Consider the following 16,063-nt stretch of genomic DNA (forward strand, 5'->3'; position numbering starts at 1 on the left):
GGGTTCATCCTTGGTGAGTCTCGGTGTTGAGGGTGGAGATCAGCCGATGCTGCTCCTCGTAGGCCTGGGCGAAATCCCGGGCCAGCAGGCGCTCGCTCCAGTCGTCGTCCTGGCGCAGGCTCTGGTGGTAGCGGGTGTAGGCCCGCCAGTAGCGCCCGGAAGTGGCCAGCCAGGGCTGCTTACCGTCACGCTCGAAGCGCAGCACCAGTTGTTGCGGAGCAAAATGCTCCAGGGTGCTGCGCACCGCGGCGCGGCTGGCGGCCAGCAGCGCCACCTGATGGGCCTGCAGATCGCCGAAGGCCCGGGCGATGGCCTGGGGCGCGGGCAATTGCCCGGGCTTGTCGTCCAGCAGCAGGCGCTCCAGGGCTTCGCTGGTATCCATGGCGAAACGCAGAGGGTGCTTGCCCGCGCTCCGGTCCACGGTCTGGGCCAGGCGTAACTCATTCTTCAGTTCGCTGCGGGTGCGCAGGCTCTGCTGCAAGCCGCCGACGCTCTGCTTGAGCAGCGCCGCCGCCTTCAGCGCCAGGGCCTCCCGGGCCGCTGGATCGAGGCCCTTGAGCGACACCCCCAGGGCGTTGCCGAACTGTTCCCAGAACACTTCCCCGGGACCTGCGGCCAGCTCGCCCTGGGGTGCCGGCGCCGGGGCCTCGGGGGGCGCCACCAGCTCGGGCACCACCAGGCACTCGGTGTCGATCTGCGCATAGTCGGCAAACGACTGCGGGGCCCGGGACGGGCTCGACAGCAGTGCCAGCGGATCCTGCATCTGCTCGGCCTGCTCCTGCTGCGCCAGGGTCTTGAGCGGGTCGAGATGAAGAAAGGCGTCATCGGGAATGATGCTGCCCGCCGGCAGCGGCTGGCCTGGTTCGGCAGCCGGGACGTGGTTGCGCGGCACCAGCCGCGCGCGAATCCCGAAGCCACCCAGCTCAAAGGTGCTGCCGTGCTCGATACGCAGGGCCTCGCCCTTGCGCAGGCGCGCGCCGCTGTCGCGCAGGACGATGCCGTTACTGCTGGTATCGGTGAGATAGAACGCCCCCTCGCAGTAGCTCACCCGGGCGTGATGGTTGGACAGGTGACGCTTGCGGTCGGCGATCACCCAGTCGCAATCCTCACCGCGGCCAATGACGCCACCGCTGATCCTGAAGGTCTTGCTGGCGCTTGCGGCAGGCAGGTGCTGCGGCGGATCGAGCATCTCAAAAACCAGTTCCATGGTGCTGCTCCTTGCGCTCACTTGCCGCGGTTGACCGTCTGCGGGTCTCCAAGCGGGCGATAGCTGTGGTCGTTGAATGTGTAGTTGCCGCTGCAGCCGGACAGGTGGCCGAAGAGCAACAGAAGCAGGACAAGGGGCCAGTGACGGACAGGCATCAGCGGTACTCCAGTTGGGAATGAGGGCCCCGGCAACGCCGCGGGCCGGAATGAACACAGAGCCGCAGCGTTCATAGGCACGGCTCCTGTTGTTCCTGAGGCTGGATCTTCAGTCGCGCCAGGCGGTAATGCAGGGCCCGACGCGACATGCCCAGCTCGCGGGCGGCATGGGTGCGGTTGCCGGCGTGCTTGTGCAGGCACTCCAGCAGCAGGCCGCGCTCCACCTGCTCCATGCGCAGCCGCAGGTTCAGCGACTGCGTGTCGACCCTCGCAGAACCACGCAGCAGCAAGTGTTCGGGCAGCAATTCGCGGCCGTCACAAAGCAGCACCGCGCGTTCCACCAGGCCCTTGAGCTCACGCACATTGCCGGGAAAGGCGTAGGCATCGAGCATCTGCAGGGCGGTATCGGACCACGCCAGCGTTTCGCGTTGCAGGAAGGCGCAGGTCTTGTCGCAGAAGTAACGCGCCAGCATGGGAATATCGCCTTCGCGCTGACGCAGGGCCGGCAGCTCGATGGGGAACTGGCCCAGACGGTAGTACAGGTCTTCGCGGAACTCGCCGCTGCTCACCAGGCTTGGCAGGTCGCGGTGAGTGGCGGCGATGATGCGCACATCGATCTTGCGAGTATCGTTGGCGCCCAGCGGGCGGATCTCGCTTTCCTGCAACACCCGCAGCAGCTTGGCTTGCAGGGCCGGCGGCATGTCGCCGACTTCATCCAGCAACAGCGTGCCACCGTTCGCCGCCTCGAACAGGCCGATGCGGTCGCTGTCGGCCCCCGTGAAAGCGCCTTTGCGATAGCCGAACAGTTCGCTTTCCAGCAGGTGCTCCGGCAATGCTGCGCAGTTCTGCACGATAAACGGCTGGGAGCGGCGCGGGCCGTAGTCGTGGATGGCCCGCGCCACCACTTCCTTGCCGGTGCCGGTCTCGCCCTGGAGCAGAACCGTGTACGGACTGTGCAGGACCTTGCTGATCAACTGACAGGTCTCGCGCATGGCCGGGCTCTTGCCGATCAGGCCGTAGTCACTGGCCCGACGCTGCACCGCTGGCGCTACCTGCGCCGCAGCAGCACTGCGCTGCCAATGCTGGCGCAGGCTGAGCTGGGCCAGCAGGAAGGAGCCGGACAGCCCCAGGGAGCCGGCAAACCCTTGCAGCTCGGCAGGCGTACGGCTGGCACACAGCAACAGCCCCTGCACCGCGCCCTGGGCGTTGCTCAGGGGCACGCACAACAGCGAATGCCAGGGGCCGCCGACTTCGGGCAAGAAGTCCGTGCGGTACAGGCCGCTGCCCAGGTCCAACAAGTGCAGCACGCGGTTCTGGCATAGGCAGAACTGCAACAGTTGCTCGTCGTTGTAGTCCGCCGGCAAGGCCTCGGCGGCCCGCGGCGCAATCACTCCCTGCAGGTGTTCGGCACAGAGCCCGAGATGCGTGTGCGTGGCGTCCAGCAGGTACAGCTGGCTCAGTTCGCAGGCACTGAGCCGGGCAACGGCCCTGACGAAGTCCGCCAGCAAGCTCGCCTCGTCCCGGGCCTGGCCCAGGTCGCAATACATTCCCAGCAGGGACTCGGCATAAGCCAGGGGTTGGGCTATCTGGGAAAACATCATTGCCACCTCAAGCGAACTCGCAGGCCACGTTGCCCTGGCCATCCACCGTGGCATGCACTCGCTTGAGGCTCTCGCCGGCCGCCATGGCCTGCAGCAAGCGGTCGGCCACCCGGGGAATCAGGTGCGCCTCCAGCAGGTGATCGATCAGCCGCGCGCCGCTATCGCTCTGCCCGCAGCGCTCGGCCAGGTGCGCCACCAGCCCCTGGCAGTGGCTGAACTGCAACTGCCGGCGCGCCAGGCGCTGGCCCAGGCGCTGCAACTTGATCTCGATCAGTTCGCGCAGCACCGGCCCATCCACCGGGTAGAACGGCACCACGCGCATGCGCGCCAGCAGCGCCGGCTTGAAGTGGGCGCTGAGGACCGGGCGTATCGCCGCTTCCAGGGCTTCGGCGCTGGGTCTTGCTGCTTGTTCGCAGAGCGCGCCGATGCGCTCACTGGCGAGGTTCGAGGTCATCAGGATCAGGGTGTTGCGAAAGTCGATCTCGCGCCCTTCGCCGTCGTTGGCCCGGCCCTTGTCGAAGATCTGGTAGAACAGGTTGAGCACATCCGGGTCGGCCTTTTCCACTTCATCCAGCAACACCACCGAATAGGGTTTCTGGCGCACCGCCTCGGTGAGCATGCCGCCTTCGCCGTAACCGACGTAGCCGGGCGGCGCACCGATCAGGCGCGACACTGTGTGCTTTTCCTGAAACTCGGACATGTTGATGGTGGTCAGGAAGCGTTCGCCGCCATACAGCAGGTCCGCCAGGGCCAGGGCCGTTTCGGTCTTGCCGACGCCGCTGGGGCCCACCAGCAGGAATACCCCCACCGGCGCATCGGGCTGGTTGAGCCCGGCGGCGGTGGCACGCATCGAGCGGTCGAGGGCCTGCACCGCCTGCTCCTGCCCGCGGATCCGTTTGCGCAGGTCATCGGCAAAACTCGTCACCCGGGCGTTATGTTCCCGGGCCAGTTGCTCCTGGGGCACCCCGGTCCAGGCGCTGATCACTTGCGCCACCAGCCGCGGGCAGACTTCGAAACTCACCAGGCGTTCCTCGGCCTGGGCGCTGCTCAGGCTGGTGTGGAGCACTGCCAGTTCGGCCTCCAGCGCCTCGATATCCGTGGCCGGCTCGGCGTCAACCTGGCTGCAGGTGGCCTGGGCTTCACGGGCCAATGCCAGTTCCTGGCGCAGCGCCAGCAGGCGTTCGGCCTGCTGGCGCTGCTCGATCCAGCGCTGCTCCAGGGCAAGCTGCTGGGTTTCGACCGCAACCAGACGCTGCTCCAGAAGCAGCAGAGCCTCCTTGTCGATCTCCAGACCGGCCTCGGCATCCCGGCGCTGGGCCTGACGCTGGCGCCCGCCTTCGGCCAGTTCGGCACGCAGCCGTTCCAGGCTCTGCGGCGCCGCAGCGAGGCTGATGCGTACTCGGGCACAGGCGGTATCGAGTACGTCGACGGCCTTGTCCGGCAACTGCCGGCCAGCCAGGTAGCGGGCCGACAATTCCGCCGCCGCCACCACAGCATCATCGCGCAGGTAGATGCCGTGGCTCTTTTCGTAGACCCCGGCCAGGCCGCGCAGGATGGTTACCGCTTCGGCGACGCTGGGTTCATGCAGTTGCACCGGCTGGAAGCGCCGGGCCAGGGCCGGGTCCTTCTCGAAATACTTCTTGTATTCGCTCCATGTGGTAGCGGCAATGGTGCGCAACTCGCCCCGTGCCAAGGCCGGCTTGAGCAGGTTGGCCGCATCGCTTCCTCCGGCATTGCCGCCAGCGCCGATCAGGGTATGAGCCTCGTCGATGAACAGGATGATGGGACGCGGCGAAGCCTTGACCTCGTCGATCACCCCCTTGAGGCGACGCTCGAATTCGCCCTTGACGCTGGCACCGGCCTGCAGCAGGCCCATGTCCAGGGACAGCAGCTCGACCCCCTGCAGCGCCTGGGGCACTTCACCGGCGGCAATCCGCGAGGCCAGGCCTTCCACCACCGCGGTCTTGCCGACACCGGCCTCCCCGACAATGATCGGGTTGTTCTTGCGCCGCCGGGCCAGGATATCCACCATCTGGCGGATCGCCTCGTCGCGGCACAGCACCGGGTCGAGCTCACCCTCCCGGGCCTGCTGGGTGAGGTTGTGGGTGAAGCGCTGCAACAGGGATTCGCCACCCGCCGGGGATGGGCCAGCCGCACCTGAGTCACGCTTCTGGGCCAGGGCGAAATCCTTCAGGCGCTCGATGTTCAGCCGCGCCAGCAAGGGCTGGTAGCGACTTCCGGCATACCGCAGCGGGTTGCGTAGCAGGGCCAGGATCAGCGCCGCCTGCTCCACCTGGGTCTGCCCCAGCTCCAGGTTGGCCACCAGCAGCCCGTCCTGCAGCCACTGCACCAGTTCCGGGGCAAACACCGGGTTGCGCGACGCGCTGTGCTCGGCGCCCGCCTGCAGCACCCCGCTGAGTTCGCCGGCTTCGATCCCGGCATCCTGCAGCGCCCGGGCCAACAGTCCCTGGGGCCGTTCCAGAAGTTCCAGCAGCAGGTCTTCCACCAGGATCTTGCTGCCGCCCCGGGCCACGCAACGCTCGGCACAGCGCTCCAGGTCGCGGCGGGTATCGGCATCCAGTGCCTGGATCAGTTGTTGCAGGTCTACGTTGATCATCGGTCTCGTCCTTAATGAGAGAGGCTGCCCAGGGTCACCACGCCGTCGGCGCGTTCACGCCCCAGCCAGCTGGTCCAGCCCAGGCGACAGGCGTTCTGTTCGCCGATGCACAGTTCGCGGATTTCTTCCTGGCGCAGTACCAGACGGATGTCGTAGTCCAGCGGGTCGCGCAAGGTAAAGCGCACCAGGGCGCAAAGCGGCTGGTAACCGAAGCCGATCGGCAGGAACTCATGAAAGCGCTGCCAATCGAGCTCGCGGATATGAATGCGGAACTTGCCGCTGCGATCGCGTACCCGCTCCCCCAGCACCAGGTCCTCGCCGAGCACGCTGTTGCCCAGGCCCAGGCTGTTGCGCTGCTCGTGAAGAATCGCCACCCGACGCTCGATGCACTGCTCGATCACCAGTTGCGCGTGCTTGAAGTAGTAGCGCAGCACCGCCTCGATCAGCGCCGCCGAGTGGGCCCTCAGGCTCAAGAGCCCGAGGTAGGGCAACAGGCGTTTCCAGTTCAGTTCCCGGGCCTGGCGAATCTCCGAGCTCCCCAGGCCGATCAGTGCGAACAGCTGGCTGGAGAAGGGGTCCAGGGCGCCGCTGGAGAAGCTCGCGCGGTAGCGGTACTTGCGCCAGATCGGGAGCATCAGGCGCTGCAAACGGTGGTGGAACAGGTCGAGGAAGTTGCGCGTCGAATTACCCTCCTCGCCGTCCCCCAGTGCCTGTTCGCCATAGAAGGCCGGCAACGGCGAACCGGCGCCGAACAGACCGATCAGGTTGAACCGCAGTCGCGCGTGCAACAGCCCGTGCTCGTGGAAAAACTCCACCCGATCGACATCGCTGGCGGGAAACCCCAGGCTCGGGTTGGCCTGGAACTCCAGCTGGTCATAGAGTTCGTCATCACTCATGTCAGGGTGGGCATCACGCAGTCGATCGACCACCAGCATCACCGCCTGGAACAGCGAATACTCCCGGATCCCTCGGGACAGCTCGCTTAAAGCAGGGGCTGCAAGCCCATGCGTGGTGTCCATTGGTACACTTCTCCTTGTGTGCTGTTGACCCGCAGCTCGTGGTACGAGTTGAGGCTGGCGTAAAGCGCAAAAAACTCGTTGAGCACCGAGGCGAAGATGAACAGATCGCCTTCGCCGATATAGCCCTGGGGGTCGATGGTCAGTTCGGTGCGCAGGCCCCGTAGGGGCAAGCCGCGGTGCAGACGATCGACATGTTCGTGACGAATCGACTTGAGCCCCCCCAGGAGGCGTTTGCTGACCCGCTCGGCGTGCTGGTCGTAGTAGCGCGGCAAGTCGTAGGTCTCGAGGATCACCTTGAGCGCATCGACGTTGGCCAGGGACAGATAGTTGAGGGACATGTTGCTGATCAGCTTCCACAGGAAGTCGCGATTGAGCGGTGGCGCGAAGCTGGAAGTGGCCGCGGTGATATTGCGAAAGCTGAGGAAATCCGGGGTCTGCTCACAGGGCTGGTCGATGTCCCCGAGCTTGAGCTGGCGGGGCAGGTTCTGGTTGGTGCAGGTCAGCTCGATGGACAGGGTTTCCTGGGCCTCGGTCTGGCGAATGGCAAAGCTCAGGTAGGTGTCCAGACCGTCATGCTGCAGCGATGAGCGCTGGCGGATGCTGTAGTGCGGACGGCTTTGAGGCACGTCGAAACTCGGATCATGCTCAAAGGACTCGAACGGCACATAGTCCTGGTAGCCCACCCCGCCCGGGGCCCAGCCGGTGACCGAATCCACCGAGAACACCCCGCAGTTCTCCAGGTCGTACTCCGCTGGCAGCAGCAGATATTCGTCCTGCTTGCCGTCTAGGCGGATCGGCAGCGCGTCGTGCTTGAACAGGTTGACGATAGGCGTGCAGTACAGCTTGATGTTGTCCAGGGTCGGGCGCAGGCGCTGTATGCCGCTCCTGCGTATATCAAAGCGCAACTCCAACCCATGCACCTGCTTGAGGCTGTCTTCGGGCAAGGAGCGCAACACCTCCAGGCCGCAGAGGTCGACAAACAGGAACTTGTCCTGGAAGGAGAAATATTCCTGCAGGTACCGATAGCCGCGGAAGGTATTCAGCGGGTACGGAATCAGCGCCTCCTCCTCGGCAAAACCTACCGGCTGCAGCTTGCTGGCGGATATCTTCAACGACAGCGGTTCGCCATTGGCGCCCTTGAGCGGCGCGCCGCCGGCCTGCAACGGCACCAGCTCGATGCCTTGCAGGTTGCGTAGCAGGCTCAGGTAGAGCATCTGGCTGATGTAGCGTTCGCCAGCCAGATGCAGGCGCAAGCGGCTGAGCTCCAGCTCGCCGACATGACCATCGCAACTCATGTTCAGATGCAGGCTGAGCAAGGCTCCGTCGCCCTTCACCGAATAGCTCAGCGCGGTCAGGTCCAAAGGCAGCACTTCGGTGGGGTAGCAGGTACGAAAGCGACAGCGCACCTCATTGATCGGCCGGCTTTCCACCGGCGTATCCCGCGCCACCGCCACAGCAGGGCCGGAACGCTGCAACGGATCGAACTGCAGAATGCTGAAGGCTGGCAACGGCCGCATGTAGTTCGGCCACAACAGGTGCATCAACGAATGGCTGAGCTCTGGTAGCTCATCATCGAGTTTCTGGCGCAAGCGTCCGGTAAGAAAGGCGAAACCTTCCAGCAGCCGCTCCACATCCGGATCCCGCCCGGCCTGCCCGAGAAACGGAGCCAGCGCCGGACTACGCTCGGCGAAACGCCTGCCCAACTGGCGCAGCGCGGTCAGTTCGCTTTGGTAGTAGTGGTTGAAGGACATGGCGTACCTGCCTGGGGTGAGTGGATGAGCGTTGAAAGCGCCTGATTACAGAGTGGTGTTTGAGTGCAGAGGAAGTTCCTTGAATACTGTGACTTCAATGGCGCCCGCCACTTTCGGCATCTGACATACCAGGAAACTGTCATCTGTTCTCAACATGAACATAAGGGGTATTGCTTATAAATATATTCATCAGACTTTCCTCCCACTCCGGCATGGAAATAATGAATACCTTCTTCTGCAAATCAAATTTAATCCAATAAATTCCAACTTCACGATCATCTTCAAACACCCGCATATCCAAAGACTGCATATCATACAAAGGTGTTCGGTAGACTGTTCCAGGAACCTGCGCATCTTTGACCCGAAGATAAGCCATCCTCCTCAAGAAAAAGGTTCCATCAACACGTACATTTTCCATTACAAATCGGCCTGACGGACTTGTCTGCGTAATACTCGCTGGATACCCAAGCATTACGTTTACGTTGTATGCCAACGCCATAGCCAACACAACGGCGACTAAAACTGTTCGTCGAAGCCATTTACCCCGGGCCATCTTTACCATTGCGCACCGTCCGATTTCCAGTATTCGTCCTGCATCAAAAAATGGATACCAAGACAACACTCATACTGATTTTTTACCCCACAAGAGCTCACGCCTACAGCTTCATGACAACGAGAGGGACATCCTCATACAAAACATCAGAGAAAACCTGAAAGTCGCCGCCCTTCCTTGTCTTTCGTCTATAGGCGACAAAGTGTGAGTTCTTAATATAGAAATAACGAGCTTCGTCAATTTCTTGGTACATACGATCCGAAGCTGCGCTTATAAACGAATTCCTTGCTATAGCACTCTGGGCTTGCCCCAGTGCTACATTGGAAGCATTTGCAGCGATAGGCCCTGCAATACCATCGAAATTCCAAAACCCCAGAGGCTGACTAAAAAAGCTGTTGGGTGCATCATTAAAGTCATAAGCATCTTCAACATAAAAGCCTATGCGACTCACTAAAAGCCGCACGTTATCCTCAGTTACAACAACCTCCCCCTCGGGAAAAACACGGATATTAAAGTCAGCCAGCGCCGCCCTTAATTCGTTTATTTCATCGGTCAATCCAAAATTTACCGAGCGACTATTGCAACAACCGAAAATCTCTACCGATCTCGCATCTCCATTAAACCGAAGCGGGTACACACCAGGAGTTCGAGCGTTGAATTGCGGCAGTATTTTTTTGCGTATCTGCTCTTGAGCCGGTCCATTACGCCAAGCCACTCGCAGGATATTCAGTACCTCATTGGCACGTTCAAACCCAACAAGCCAACTCATCTTGACGATTGCGCTATTGAAATAGGGTTCCAGAGCAAGGGCGGTATGGCCCTTGACTTCATTCGTCATTGCGCCGTCTATCGTCGACCAAGGCTTGCCATCGAACCAGTACTGCATCAGGTCGGCGGCAACATTCCAGTTCATCTTTCTCATGGCTGCCGGAATGTCGGTCACTCCAAAAAGACGAATCGCCAAGGTCTTTTCGGCCTGTTGACTCGCTGGACTCAAATTGGATGCAGCGACTATTTCCGTCACCTAGAAACTCCTATTTGCGTGTAAGCGTTGAATCGCCACCGATATTTCTTCAACACCCTCAAACATGATCAAGCAATCACCACTTCGGTCTGCCGCTCAATCATCAGTTCATACGTCTCGGCATCCGAAGATGATATTTTCTCGGTCTTGCCATCTGCTCCAGTCACTCCACTGAAGATCTTTCCAGAAGCCGTTTTGAAGTTGTAGGCAATCCCCGCCAGTGGCTTCCCGGTTTTCTGACACTCAATCACATACTGTTCATTGAACGGCCAATTGATCTGCACCGGTGCCGGCGCCACAAATGGCGCCGGAGTAAAGCTGTCGCCAATGATCACCGTGCCTGACCCGCCGATCACTGTGTTGCCATGACTGCCCACCGAACCCAGGGTCGCCGCGGCGCGGCCGTTGATCGAAACGGTGCTGCTCAAGCCGCCGACCAGGGCACCGCCGCAGGCCGAAACATCACCCTGCCGGGCGGCCGGCAAGCCGTCGAACAACACATCCGCCGAACCGACGGCAATGGGATTGACCCCATGCCCGGGGATCGGGCAGGCCGTTGGGTCGCCGGCCCGGGCCGCTGGTTTTCCCGACATCGCTGTATCCTCCCTACTTGACCTTGACCTGGCCGCTGCCATCCAGGCGAGCGGCGAAGCTGACCTGGCGCTTGACCCCCTCCACCTCCAGCAGGCCTTCGATGCTGAAGGCCAGCTTGAGCTGATCGTGGTCACGGGGCAGTGACACCACCCGCACGTTGGACAGCCGTGGTTCATAGGTCTCGATAAAACCTTCTATGGCCCGGCGTGCCTGACTCAGGGAGTCGTGCAGGCTTAGGCGCATGTCGTTGAGGTCCGGCAAGCCGTAGTCGGACAGTGTCTGCACACTGCCCGCACGGGTGCTGAGCATCTTCGCCAGATGGGCAGCCACCGAGGCCATGGCGGCCACTTCGCGGCTCCAGCCGACGCGTTGGCCGGCTTCACCGCTCAGGCGTTCGAACAGGCTGCCGTATCGGCGCATGGCTCAGCTCCTGCCCTATTCCTTGTCCAGCTTGCCCACCAGCGACAGGGTGAAGTCCGCCCCCATGTACTTGAAATGCGGCCGCACGTTGAGGCTGACCCGATACCAGCCCGGCTCGCCTTCGACGTCGCTGACGATGATCTGCGCAGCACGCAGGGGGCGCCGGCCACGCACTTCGCTGCTGGGGTTCTCCTGGTCGGCCACGTACTGGCGTATCCACTTGTTGAGCTCCAGCTCCAGGTCGGTGCGTTCTTTCCAGGAACCCAGTTGCTCGCGCTGGAGCACCTTCAGGTAATGGGCCAGGCGGTTGACGATCATCATGTAAGGCAGCTGGGTGCCAAGCTTGTAGTTGAGCTCCGCAGCCTTGCCCTCGGCGCTGATGCCGAAGAACTTGGGCTTCTGCACCGAACTGGCGGAGAAAAACGCCGCGTTGTCGCTGCCCTTGCGCATGGTCAGGGAGATGAAGCCCTCTTCCGCAAGCTCGTACTCGCGGCGGTCGGAAACCAGCACCTCGGTGGGGATCTTGGTCTCGATCTCGCCCATGCTTTCGAAGTGGTGCAGCGGCAGGTCTTCCACCGCGCCACCGCTCTGCGGGCCGATGATGTTCGGGCACCAGCGGAACTTGGCGAAGCTGTCGGTCAGCCGGGTGCCGAAGGCGTAGGCGGTGTTGCCCCACAGGTAGTCTTCGTGGCTGTTGGCGACGTTTTCCTTGTAGACGAAGGACTTCACCGGGTTCTCTTGCGGATCGTAGGGGTTGCGCAGCAGGAAGCGCGGCAGGGTCAGGCCGATGTAGCGTGCATCCTCGGACTGGCGGAAGCTCTGCCACTTGGCGAATTGCGGACCCTCGAAGTGGTCCTTGAGGTCCTTGAGGTCCGGCAGCCCGGCGAAGCTTTCCAGACCAAAGAATTTCGGCCCCGCGGCGGCAATGAATGGCGCATGGGACATGCAGGACACGCTGGATACGTACTGCATCAGCTTCACGTCCGGGGAGCTGGGGGACATGAAATAGTTGGCGATGATAGCGCCCACCGGCTGGCCACCGAACTGGCCGTATTCGGCGGTGTAGATGTGTTTGTAGAGACCGGCCTGCATCACTTCCGGGGAGTCCTCGAAGTCGTCCAGCAGGTCTTCCTTGGAGACGTTGAGAATCTCGATCTTGATGTTTTCCCGGAAGTTGGTCCGGTCCACCAGCAGCTGCAGGCCACGCCAGGCCGATTCCAGCGACTGGAAGTCGGCATGGTGGAGGATCTCATCCATCTGCTGGCTGAGCTTGGCGTCGATCTCGGCGATCATCCGGTCGACCATCGCCTTCTTCACCGGCTCACCGCTGTTCTGCGGCTTGAGCAGCTCTTCGATAAAGGCCGAGACTCCGCGCTTGGCGATGCCATAGGCTTCGTCGTCCGGGGTCAGGCGGGTCTCGGCGATGATGCTGTCGAGGAGGCTGTATTCGCTGCTGTCCTGATTCTTCTGCTGTGCGGCATTACTGCTCATGATCTAGCTTCCTTAGCTGTGTGGAGTCTCAGGCTTCCTGGGCGGGGGCGGCATTGAGGCCCAATTCACCCAGGACCCGACCGCGGGACTCGTCGTTGGCGAGCACCCCTTCGATGGCCTTGCGAAAGGCCGGGGCGTTGCCCAGCGGCCCCTTGAGCGCCACCAGGGCGTCGCGCAGTTCCATGAGTTTCTTCAGCTCCGGCACCTGCTCCACCAGGCTGGCGGGGTTGAAGTCCTTCATCGAGTCAACGCGCAGCTGCACCGCCAGTTCGTCGCTGCCACCCTCCTCCTGCAACCGGTTGGGTACGCTCAGGGTCAGGCGCAGCTCCTGCTTGGCCAGAACCTCGTCGAAAGTCATCTTGTCGATGCTGATGGGTTTGCGATCCTCCACCTTGCGCTCATCCAGGCGCTGGGTGTAATCGCCGATCGCCAGTAGCTTCAACGGCAGTTCAATCTCTTCCTGAGCTCCGCCGGTGGCGGGTTTGAACGTGACGTTGATACGTTCCTTGGGGGCTACGGAGCCTTCTTTGGCCATGTCACTTCTCCTTGCGGTTGTCGGCCCGGGGGCCTATTCGAGTACCACCTCGAGATCGAGATGGCACAACCTGCGATAAACCTCTTCCTTTCGCTCACGCACTGCATGGTTCTGCGGCAGTAGCTCACAGCAGTTGTGCAGCAGGTGCAGGACTTCCAGCGCCAGGTCCGGCTCCCAGGCCTGCAAGCCGGTGTCCTGCAACTGCCGGTCGAGGGTTTCCAGCTGGGTCTTGGCCAGCTCGTACTTCTTGGCCATGAAACACAGGCGGGCAAGGCTCAAGTGCCAGAAGAACCGCACTCGCCCGCCCTGGGCGTTCTGCAAGCCCTGCTTGAGCATCTGTACGGCGACCTTGAGGCCGTCCTTGCGCAGGATCGGCAGCACCTCTTCCAAAGCTTCTTCCCAGGCCGGCAGCACGCTGGCGGGCTCGACCTTGCGCGGCGCACTGGTGCTGTGCAGATGGGGCATGACATGGGCGCTGATCCAGTTGCGGGTGGCCGGATCGGCAAAGGGCACGCCGTCGAAAAAACGCAGTTCCACCACCCCTGGCAGCCGTTGCAGCAGCAAGGCGAAGTGAAACTCCACCTCGCGCATGGCAGGCTCGGCGTTGAGTTCCTGCAGACACTCCCAGACCAGGCGCTGGCCGTCGAACCAGAATGGCGCCCGGGCCAGGCTGGCCTCCAGCTCCACCAACAGATCGGCGTACTGGCCCTGGTCATAGCGCTCCTGATAGTGGCGCAGTTTGTCAGCCGGCAGCCCGCGCAGGGCCGTGACCTGTTCGCCGTTGCGCTCGGGCACGGCGTCGATGGCCAACCATAGAAGCGCCCGGTTGAGGCGCAGAGCCCGGTGGTCGGTGGCCTTCTGGCGCAGCCACCAGGCGCACAACGGACGGGCACTTTCCTGCTGGGAGCGCAGGGCTTTCTGCGCATCCTTTTCGTTATCGATCGGCGAGCCGGGCGTAAACAGCTGCGCTGCTGCCTGCTTGACCTGAGCCACTACGGCCCCTACCGCTCCGGGCTCCGGCTGATTGTCGGCCGCTCGCGTCACCATATTCTGCAGACGCCTGCAGATCGGCAGCAGCAAGGGAGCGTCATCCCCCAGGTGACGAGTCAGGATCGCGTCCAGCCCCTGCAGTTGCTCCGCCAGGCGGCGGAACAGCGGCAACTGCTCCCTGACCGGCACCTCCTCATCCAGCACGTCCTGCAGGCGCGGCACCAACCAGGCAATCGCCGCAGCGCGGGTGCGCAGCTTGGCTGGGTGCACTTGCTGCCAGTGGTGCTCGCACAGGTGGCGTACCATTCCCAGGCCCGCTAGCAGGCCGGGGAAGGATTCACGCTGATGCAGGGCCCAGGTCAACCATGCGGCAACCCGCAAATCCTTGGACTGATAACGTAACAAGGCTTCGCTCTGCTGCTGAATCTTCAGCCAGTCGACCTGACCGCTTTCATGCATTGACTGGGCCTTGCCCAGTTCGCTTTCCAGCGCCTCATATTCGTTGGAGAAACGCACATCTTCGCCAGCGAAACTTTGCTCATGCACAAACTTCTGAGCGAGCTCCAGGTGATATGAGTACAACTTGCGCGAGTAACTCATGTGCGCCAGCTGCCCACAAATGGCGCATCAGCACGGCAAAACGCGGAGTGCAGTCCTTGGCGGGGGGGAACTGAAGAAGTGAGAATCAATTTGCGCACTGGAACTACCGGATATCCATTCAGGTGGAAAAACCTTACTGGAGCACCCTGCGCAAAAGAATAGGAATATTCTGATATAGAACCGAAAACATCTCATACAAGTTCTATAAGTTATATGTGCGCAACTTATTGCACAGTTGTATCTTCAGTCGTTCTAGTTGTTGTGAGTTATACCCCTGCCGAGTATTTCCAAGCATTCGAAACAACTATCAACAGCCATCAAACCGGCGTTCCCGACCTGCTTCAGAAGGTCAATGGGCCGCGGAGCGCAGTGGCGCCAATACCTTGCGTTGCTGCAGGTAAATCACTCCGTCACCGTCGAAGGCCAGCACCTTGTCGGTGGTCAGGGCGCTGGCGTCGCCGTCCTCGTACTTGAGCCAGCCCTCATCCCACAGGTCGCCACTTTCATGACGCACCTGTACAAAGAAATAAGGCGGCTCGGAGCGGGTGATTTCAATGTAATGCCCGCCATCGGCGCCCCCCTGCCACTGCGCATCAGGGTGCTCGGCCAATGCATGGGCCGGCGTCGTGGAGAAGCCGTTCTTGAACACGACCACCGCCAGCAATACCAGCGCCAGTACGCCCACCGACATGAGCAAACGTTTTAACCAGATCAATCCAGGATCTCCGCTATCATTCACCGCCCTCGACCTGTCCCGGTCGGGCAATCGCGCATTCTGTTGAAGGCCCGCGCACTGTGCAATAACAAGCGCAGTGGCCGCTTGCCATCCAGCCCGGCCGCCCCGCCCCGGAAAGCCGGCTGAACGCCTCTTGAACCCGCAGTACCAAGGAAAGGATTGGCCATGCGTATCACCCTCAACACCCTCCATGTAGAAGCCGATCATAGCCTGTGGGTCAATTTCAGCAGTGCGTTCGGCGAAGGCCGGGGCCAATGGCTGGGCACGCCGCCACAGACGGGCCAGGTGCACGAGGTGGAGTTGAGCCTGGAGGACGATTTTGTCTGGGATCACAACCTGTGGGCCGCGACCCAGGACAGGCCACGCATCAGCCGGGAACAGGCGGGGCTGCGGGTCACCGGGCAGTTGCTGCCCCGGGAAGACGAGGCTGTCGCGGCGCTGGCCATAGGTCCGAACATCGTCCTGCTGTCGCTGCAGAGTGGCCACGCGCAGCCAGGCGGCTTTGTCAGCCTGCTTGCACGCCAGGTCAGCTTGAGTCCGGTGGCACTGTAGAGGGAGCACGGCAGGCTCGCGCCGGAGCATCCAGCCAGGGTCGATTCAGGGTGATGTACAGCGGGAAAGTCGCAGGACGCGACAGGGAAAGGTGTTCGCCCAGTGCTCTGGCCTTGGCAATCCTTGCACCGGTAAAGAGCCCTTGCACCGGGCGAACGGTTGGCATTCTAGTGCAACTGGCGGGGAAAGTCCGTGGGCGGATTCTGAATAAAACTGCA

General features: G+C 62.0%; 15 protein-coding genes. 1 reads left to right on the forward strand and 14 read right to left on the reverse strand.

The window, feature by feature from the left end:
• Window positions 1-4 precede the first annotated feature (4 nt).
• The 14 genes from tagH to BLS75_RS17705 form a co-directional block, all read right to left on the reverse strand.
• On the reverse strand, window positions 5-1,207 hold the full coding sequence (tagH, locus tag BLS75_RS17645; RefSeq protein ID WP_072451423.1) for a type VI secretion system-associated FHA domain protein TagH: 1,203 nt from the start codon (window positions 1,205-1,207) through the stop codon (window positions 5-7).
• Window positions 1,208-1,224: 17 nt separating this feature from the next.
• Window positions 1,225-1,362 carry a type VI secretion protein gene (locus BLS75_RS17650; RefSeq protein WP_072451424.1) on the reverse strand — a complete coding sequence of 46 codons (138 nt, stop codon included), beginning with the start codon at window positions 1,360-1,362 and terminating at the stop codon, window positions 1,225-1,227.
• Window positions 1,363-1,433: 71 nt separating this feature from the next.
• The gene (locus BLS75_RS17655) at window positions 1,434-2,960 is read right to left on the reverse strand and encodes a sigma-54 interaction domain-containing protein (RefSeq protein ID WP_072451713.1); all 1,527 of its coding nucleotides are present in this window, start codon (window positions 2,958-2,960) and stop codon (window positions 1,434-1,436) included.
• A gap of 10 nt (window positions 2,961-2,970) precedes the next feature.
• Window positions 2,971-5,580, reverse strand: coding sequence for a type VI secretion system ATPase TssH (gene tssH, locus BLS75_RS17660; RefSeq protein WP_072451425.1), 2,610 nt, complete (start codon window positions 5,578-5,580; stop codon window positions 2,971-2,973).
• Between the two features lie 11 nt (window positions 5,581-5,591).
• Window positions 5,592-6,599, reverse strand: a complete 1,008-nt coding sequence (gene tssG, locus BLS75_RS17665) for a type VI secretion system baseplate subunit TssG (protein ID WP_072451426.1) — start codon at window positions 6,597-6,599, stop codon at window positions 5,592-5,594.
• The gene (gene tssF, locus BLS75_RS17670) at window positions 6,563-8,350 is read right to left on the reverse strand and encodes a type VI secretion system baseplate subunit TssF (RefSeq protein ID WP_072451427.1); all 1,788 of its coding nucleotides are present in this window, start codon (window positions 8,348-8,350) and stop codon (window positions 6,563-6,565) included. The genes tssG and tssF overlap by 37 nt, the downstream gene beginning before the upstream one ends.
• A 139-nt stretch (window positions 8,351-8,489) precedes the next feature.
• Window positions 8,490-8,912: a hypothetical protein gene (locus BLS75_RS32145; protein ID WP_143031435.1), complete on the reverse strand. Its 423-nt coding sequence runs from the start codon at window positions 8,910-8,912 to the stop codon at window positions 8,490-8,492.
• 94 nt (window positions 8,913-9,006) lie between these two features.
• Window positions 9,007-9,927 carry a DUF6402 family protein gene (locus BLS75_RS17675; protein WP_072451428.1) on the reverse strand — a complete coding sequence of 307 codons (921 nt, stop codon included), beginning with the start codon at window positions 9,925-9,927 and terminating at the stop codon, window positions 9,007-9,009.
• Window positions 9,928-9,995: 68 nt separating this feature from the next.
• Window positions 9,996-10,520: a PAAR domain-containing protein gene (locus BLS75_RS17680; RefSeq protein ID WP_072451429.1), complete on the reverse strand. Its 525-nt coding sequence runs from the start codon at window positions 10,518-10,520 to the stop codon at window positions 9,996-9,998.
• 13 nt (window positions 10,521-10,533) lie between these two features.
• Window positions 10,534-10,941 carry a type VI secretion system baseplate subunit TssE gene (tssE, locus tag BLS75_RS17685; protein WP_072451430.1) on the reverse strand — a complete coding sequence of 136 codons (408 nt, stop codon included), beginning with the start codon at window positions 10,939-10,941 and terminating at the stop codon, window positions 10,534-10,536.
• A 15-nt stretch (window positions 10,942-10,956) separates the two neighbouring features.
• Entirely contained in the window at window positions 10,957-12,432 is a 1,476-nt protein-coding gene (gene tssC, locus BLS75_RS17690; protein WP_072451431.1) for a type VI secretion system contractile sheath large subunit, read from the reverse strand.
• A 28-nt stretch (window positions 12,433-12,460) separates the two neighbouring features.
• Window positions 12,461-12,967, reverse strand: a complete 507-nt coding sequence (gene tssB / locus BLS75_RS17695) for a type VI secretion system contractile sheath small subunit (RefSeq protein ID WP_072451432.1) — start codon at window positions 12,965-12,967, stop codon at window positions 12,461-12,463.
• Between the two features lie 33 nt (window positions 12,968-13,000).
• Window positions 13,001-14,557, reverse strand: coding sequence for a type VI secretion system protein TssA (tssA, locus tag BLS75_RS17700; protein WP_072451433.1), 1,557 nt, complete (start codon window positions 14,555-14,557; stop codon window positions 13,001-13,003).
• A gap of 349 nt (window positions 14,558-14,906) precedes the next feature.
• Window positions 14,907-15,272, reverse strand: a complete 366-nt coding sequence (locus BLS75_RS17705; RefSeq protein ID WP_072451434.1) for a hypothetical protein — start codon at window positions 15,270-15,272, stop codon at window positions 14,907-14,909.
• A gap of 186 nt (window positions 15,273-15,458) precedes the next feature.
• On the opposite strand from BLS75_RS17705, the gene BLS75_RS17710 reads away from it, so the two are divergent.
• Entirely contained in the window at window positions 15,459-15,845 is a 387-nt protein-coding gene (locus tag BLS75_RS17710; protein ID WP_072451435.1) for a hypothetical protein, read from the forward strand.
• Window positions 15,846-16,063 lie beyond the last annotated feature (218 nt).

Source organism: Pseudomonas sp. NFPP12, from assembly GCF_900103205.1.
In the GTDB taxonomy this organism is placed as follows: Bacteria; Pseudomonadota; Gammaproteobacteria; order Pseudomonadales; family Pseudomonadaceae; genus Aquipseudomonas; species Aquipseudomonas protegens.

Excerpts from the sequence above, each read along its gene's own strand:
- tssE (WP_072451430.1), bottom strand. The coding sequence starts at position 10,941 with ATGCGCCGATACGGCAGCCTGTTCGAACGCCTGAGCGGTGAAGCCGGC.
- tssA (WP_072451433.1), bottom strand. The coding sequence starts at position 14,557 with ATGAGTTACTCGCGCAAGTTGTACTCATATCACCTGGAGCTCGCTCAG.
- BLS75_RS17655 (WP_072451713.1), bottom strand. The coding sequence starts at position 2,960 with ATGTTTTCCCAGATAGCCCAACCCCTGGCTTATGCCGAGTCCCTGCTG.
- tssF (WP_072451427.1), bottom strand. The coding sequence starts at position 8,350 with ATGTCCTTCAACCACTACTACCAAAGCGAACTGACCGCGCTGCGCCAG.
- tssC (WP_072451431.1), bottom strand. The coding sequence starts at position 12,432 with ATGAGCAGTAATGCCGCACAGCAGAAGAATCAGGACAGCAGCGAATAC.
- BLS75_RS17710 (WP_072451435.1), top strand. The coding sequence starts at position 15,459 with ATGCGTATCACCCTCAACACCCTCCATGTAGAAGCCGATCATAGCCTG.
- tagH (WP_072451423.1), bottom strand. The coding sequence starts at position 1,207 with ATGGAACTGGTTTTTGAGATGCTCGATCCGCCGCAGCACCTGCCTGCC.
- BLS75_RS32145 (WP_143031435.1), bottom strand. The coding sequence starts at position 8,912 with ATGGTAAAGATGGCCCGGGGTAAATGGCTTCGACGAACAGTTTTAGTC.
- tssB (WP_072451432.1), bottom strand. The coding sequence starts at position 12,967 with ATGGCCAAAGAAGGCTCCGTAGCCCCCAAGGAACGTATCAACGTCACG.
- BLS75_RS17650 (WP_072451424.1), bottom strand. The coding sequence starts at position 1,362 with ATGCCTGTCCGTCACTGGCCCCTTGTCCTGCTTCTGTTGCTCTTCGGC.
- BLS75_RS17680 (WP_072451429.1), bottom strand. The coding sequence starts at position 10,520 with ATGTCGGGAAAACCAGCGGCCCGGGCCGGCGACCCAACGGCCTGCCCG.
- tssG (WP_072451426.1), bottom strand. The coding sequence starts at position 6,599 with ATGGACACCACGCATGGGCTTGCAGCCCCTGCTTTAAGCGAGCTGTCC.
- tssH (WP_072451425.1), bottom strand. The coding sequence starts at position 5,580 with ATGATCAACGTAGACCTGCAACAACTGATCCAGGCACTGGATGCCGAT.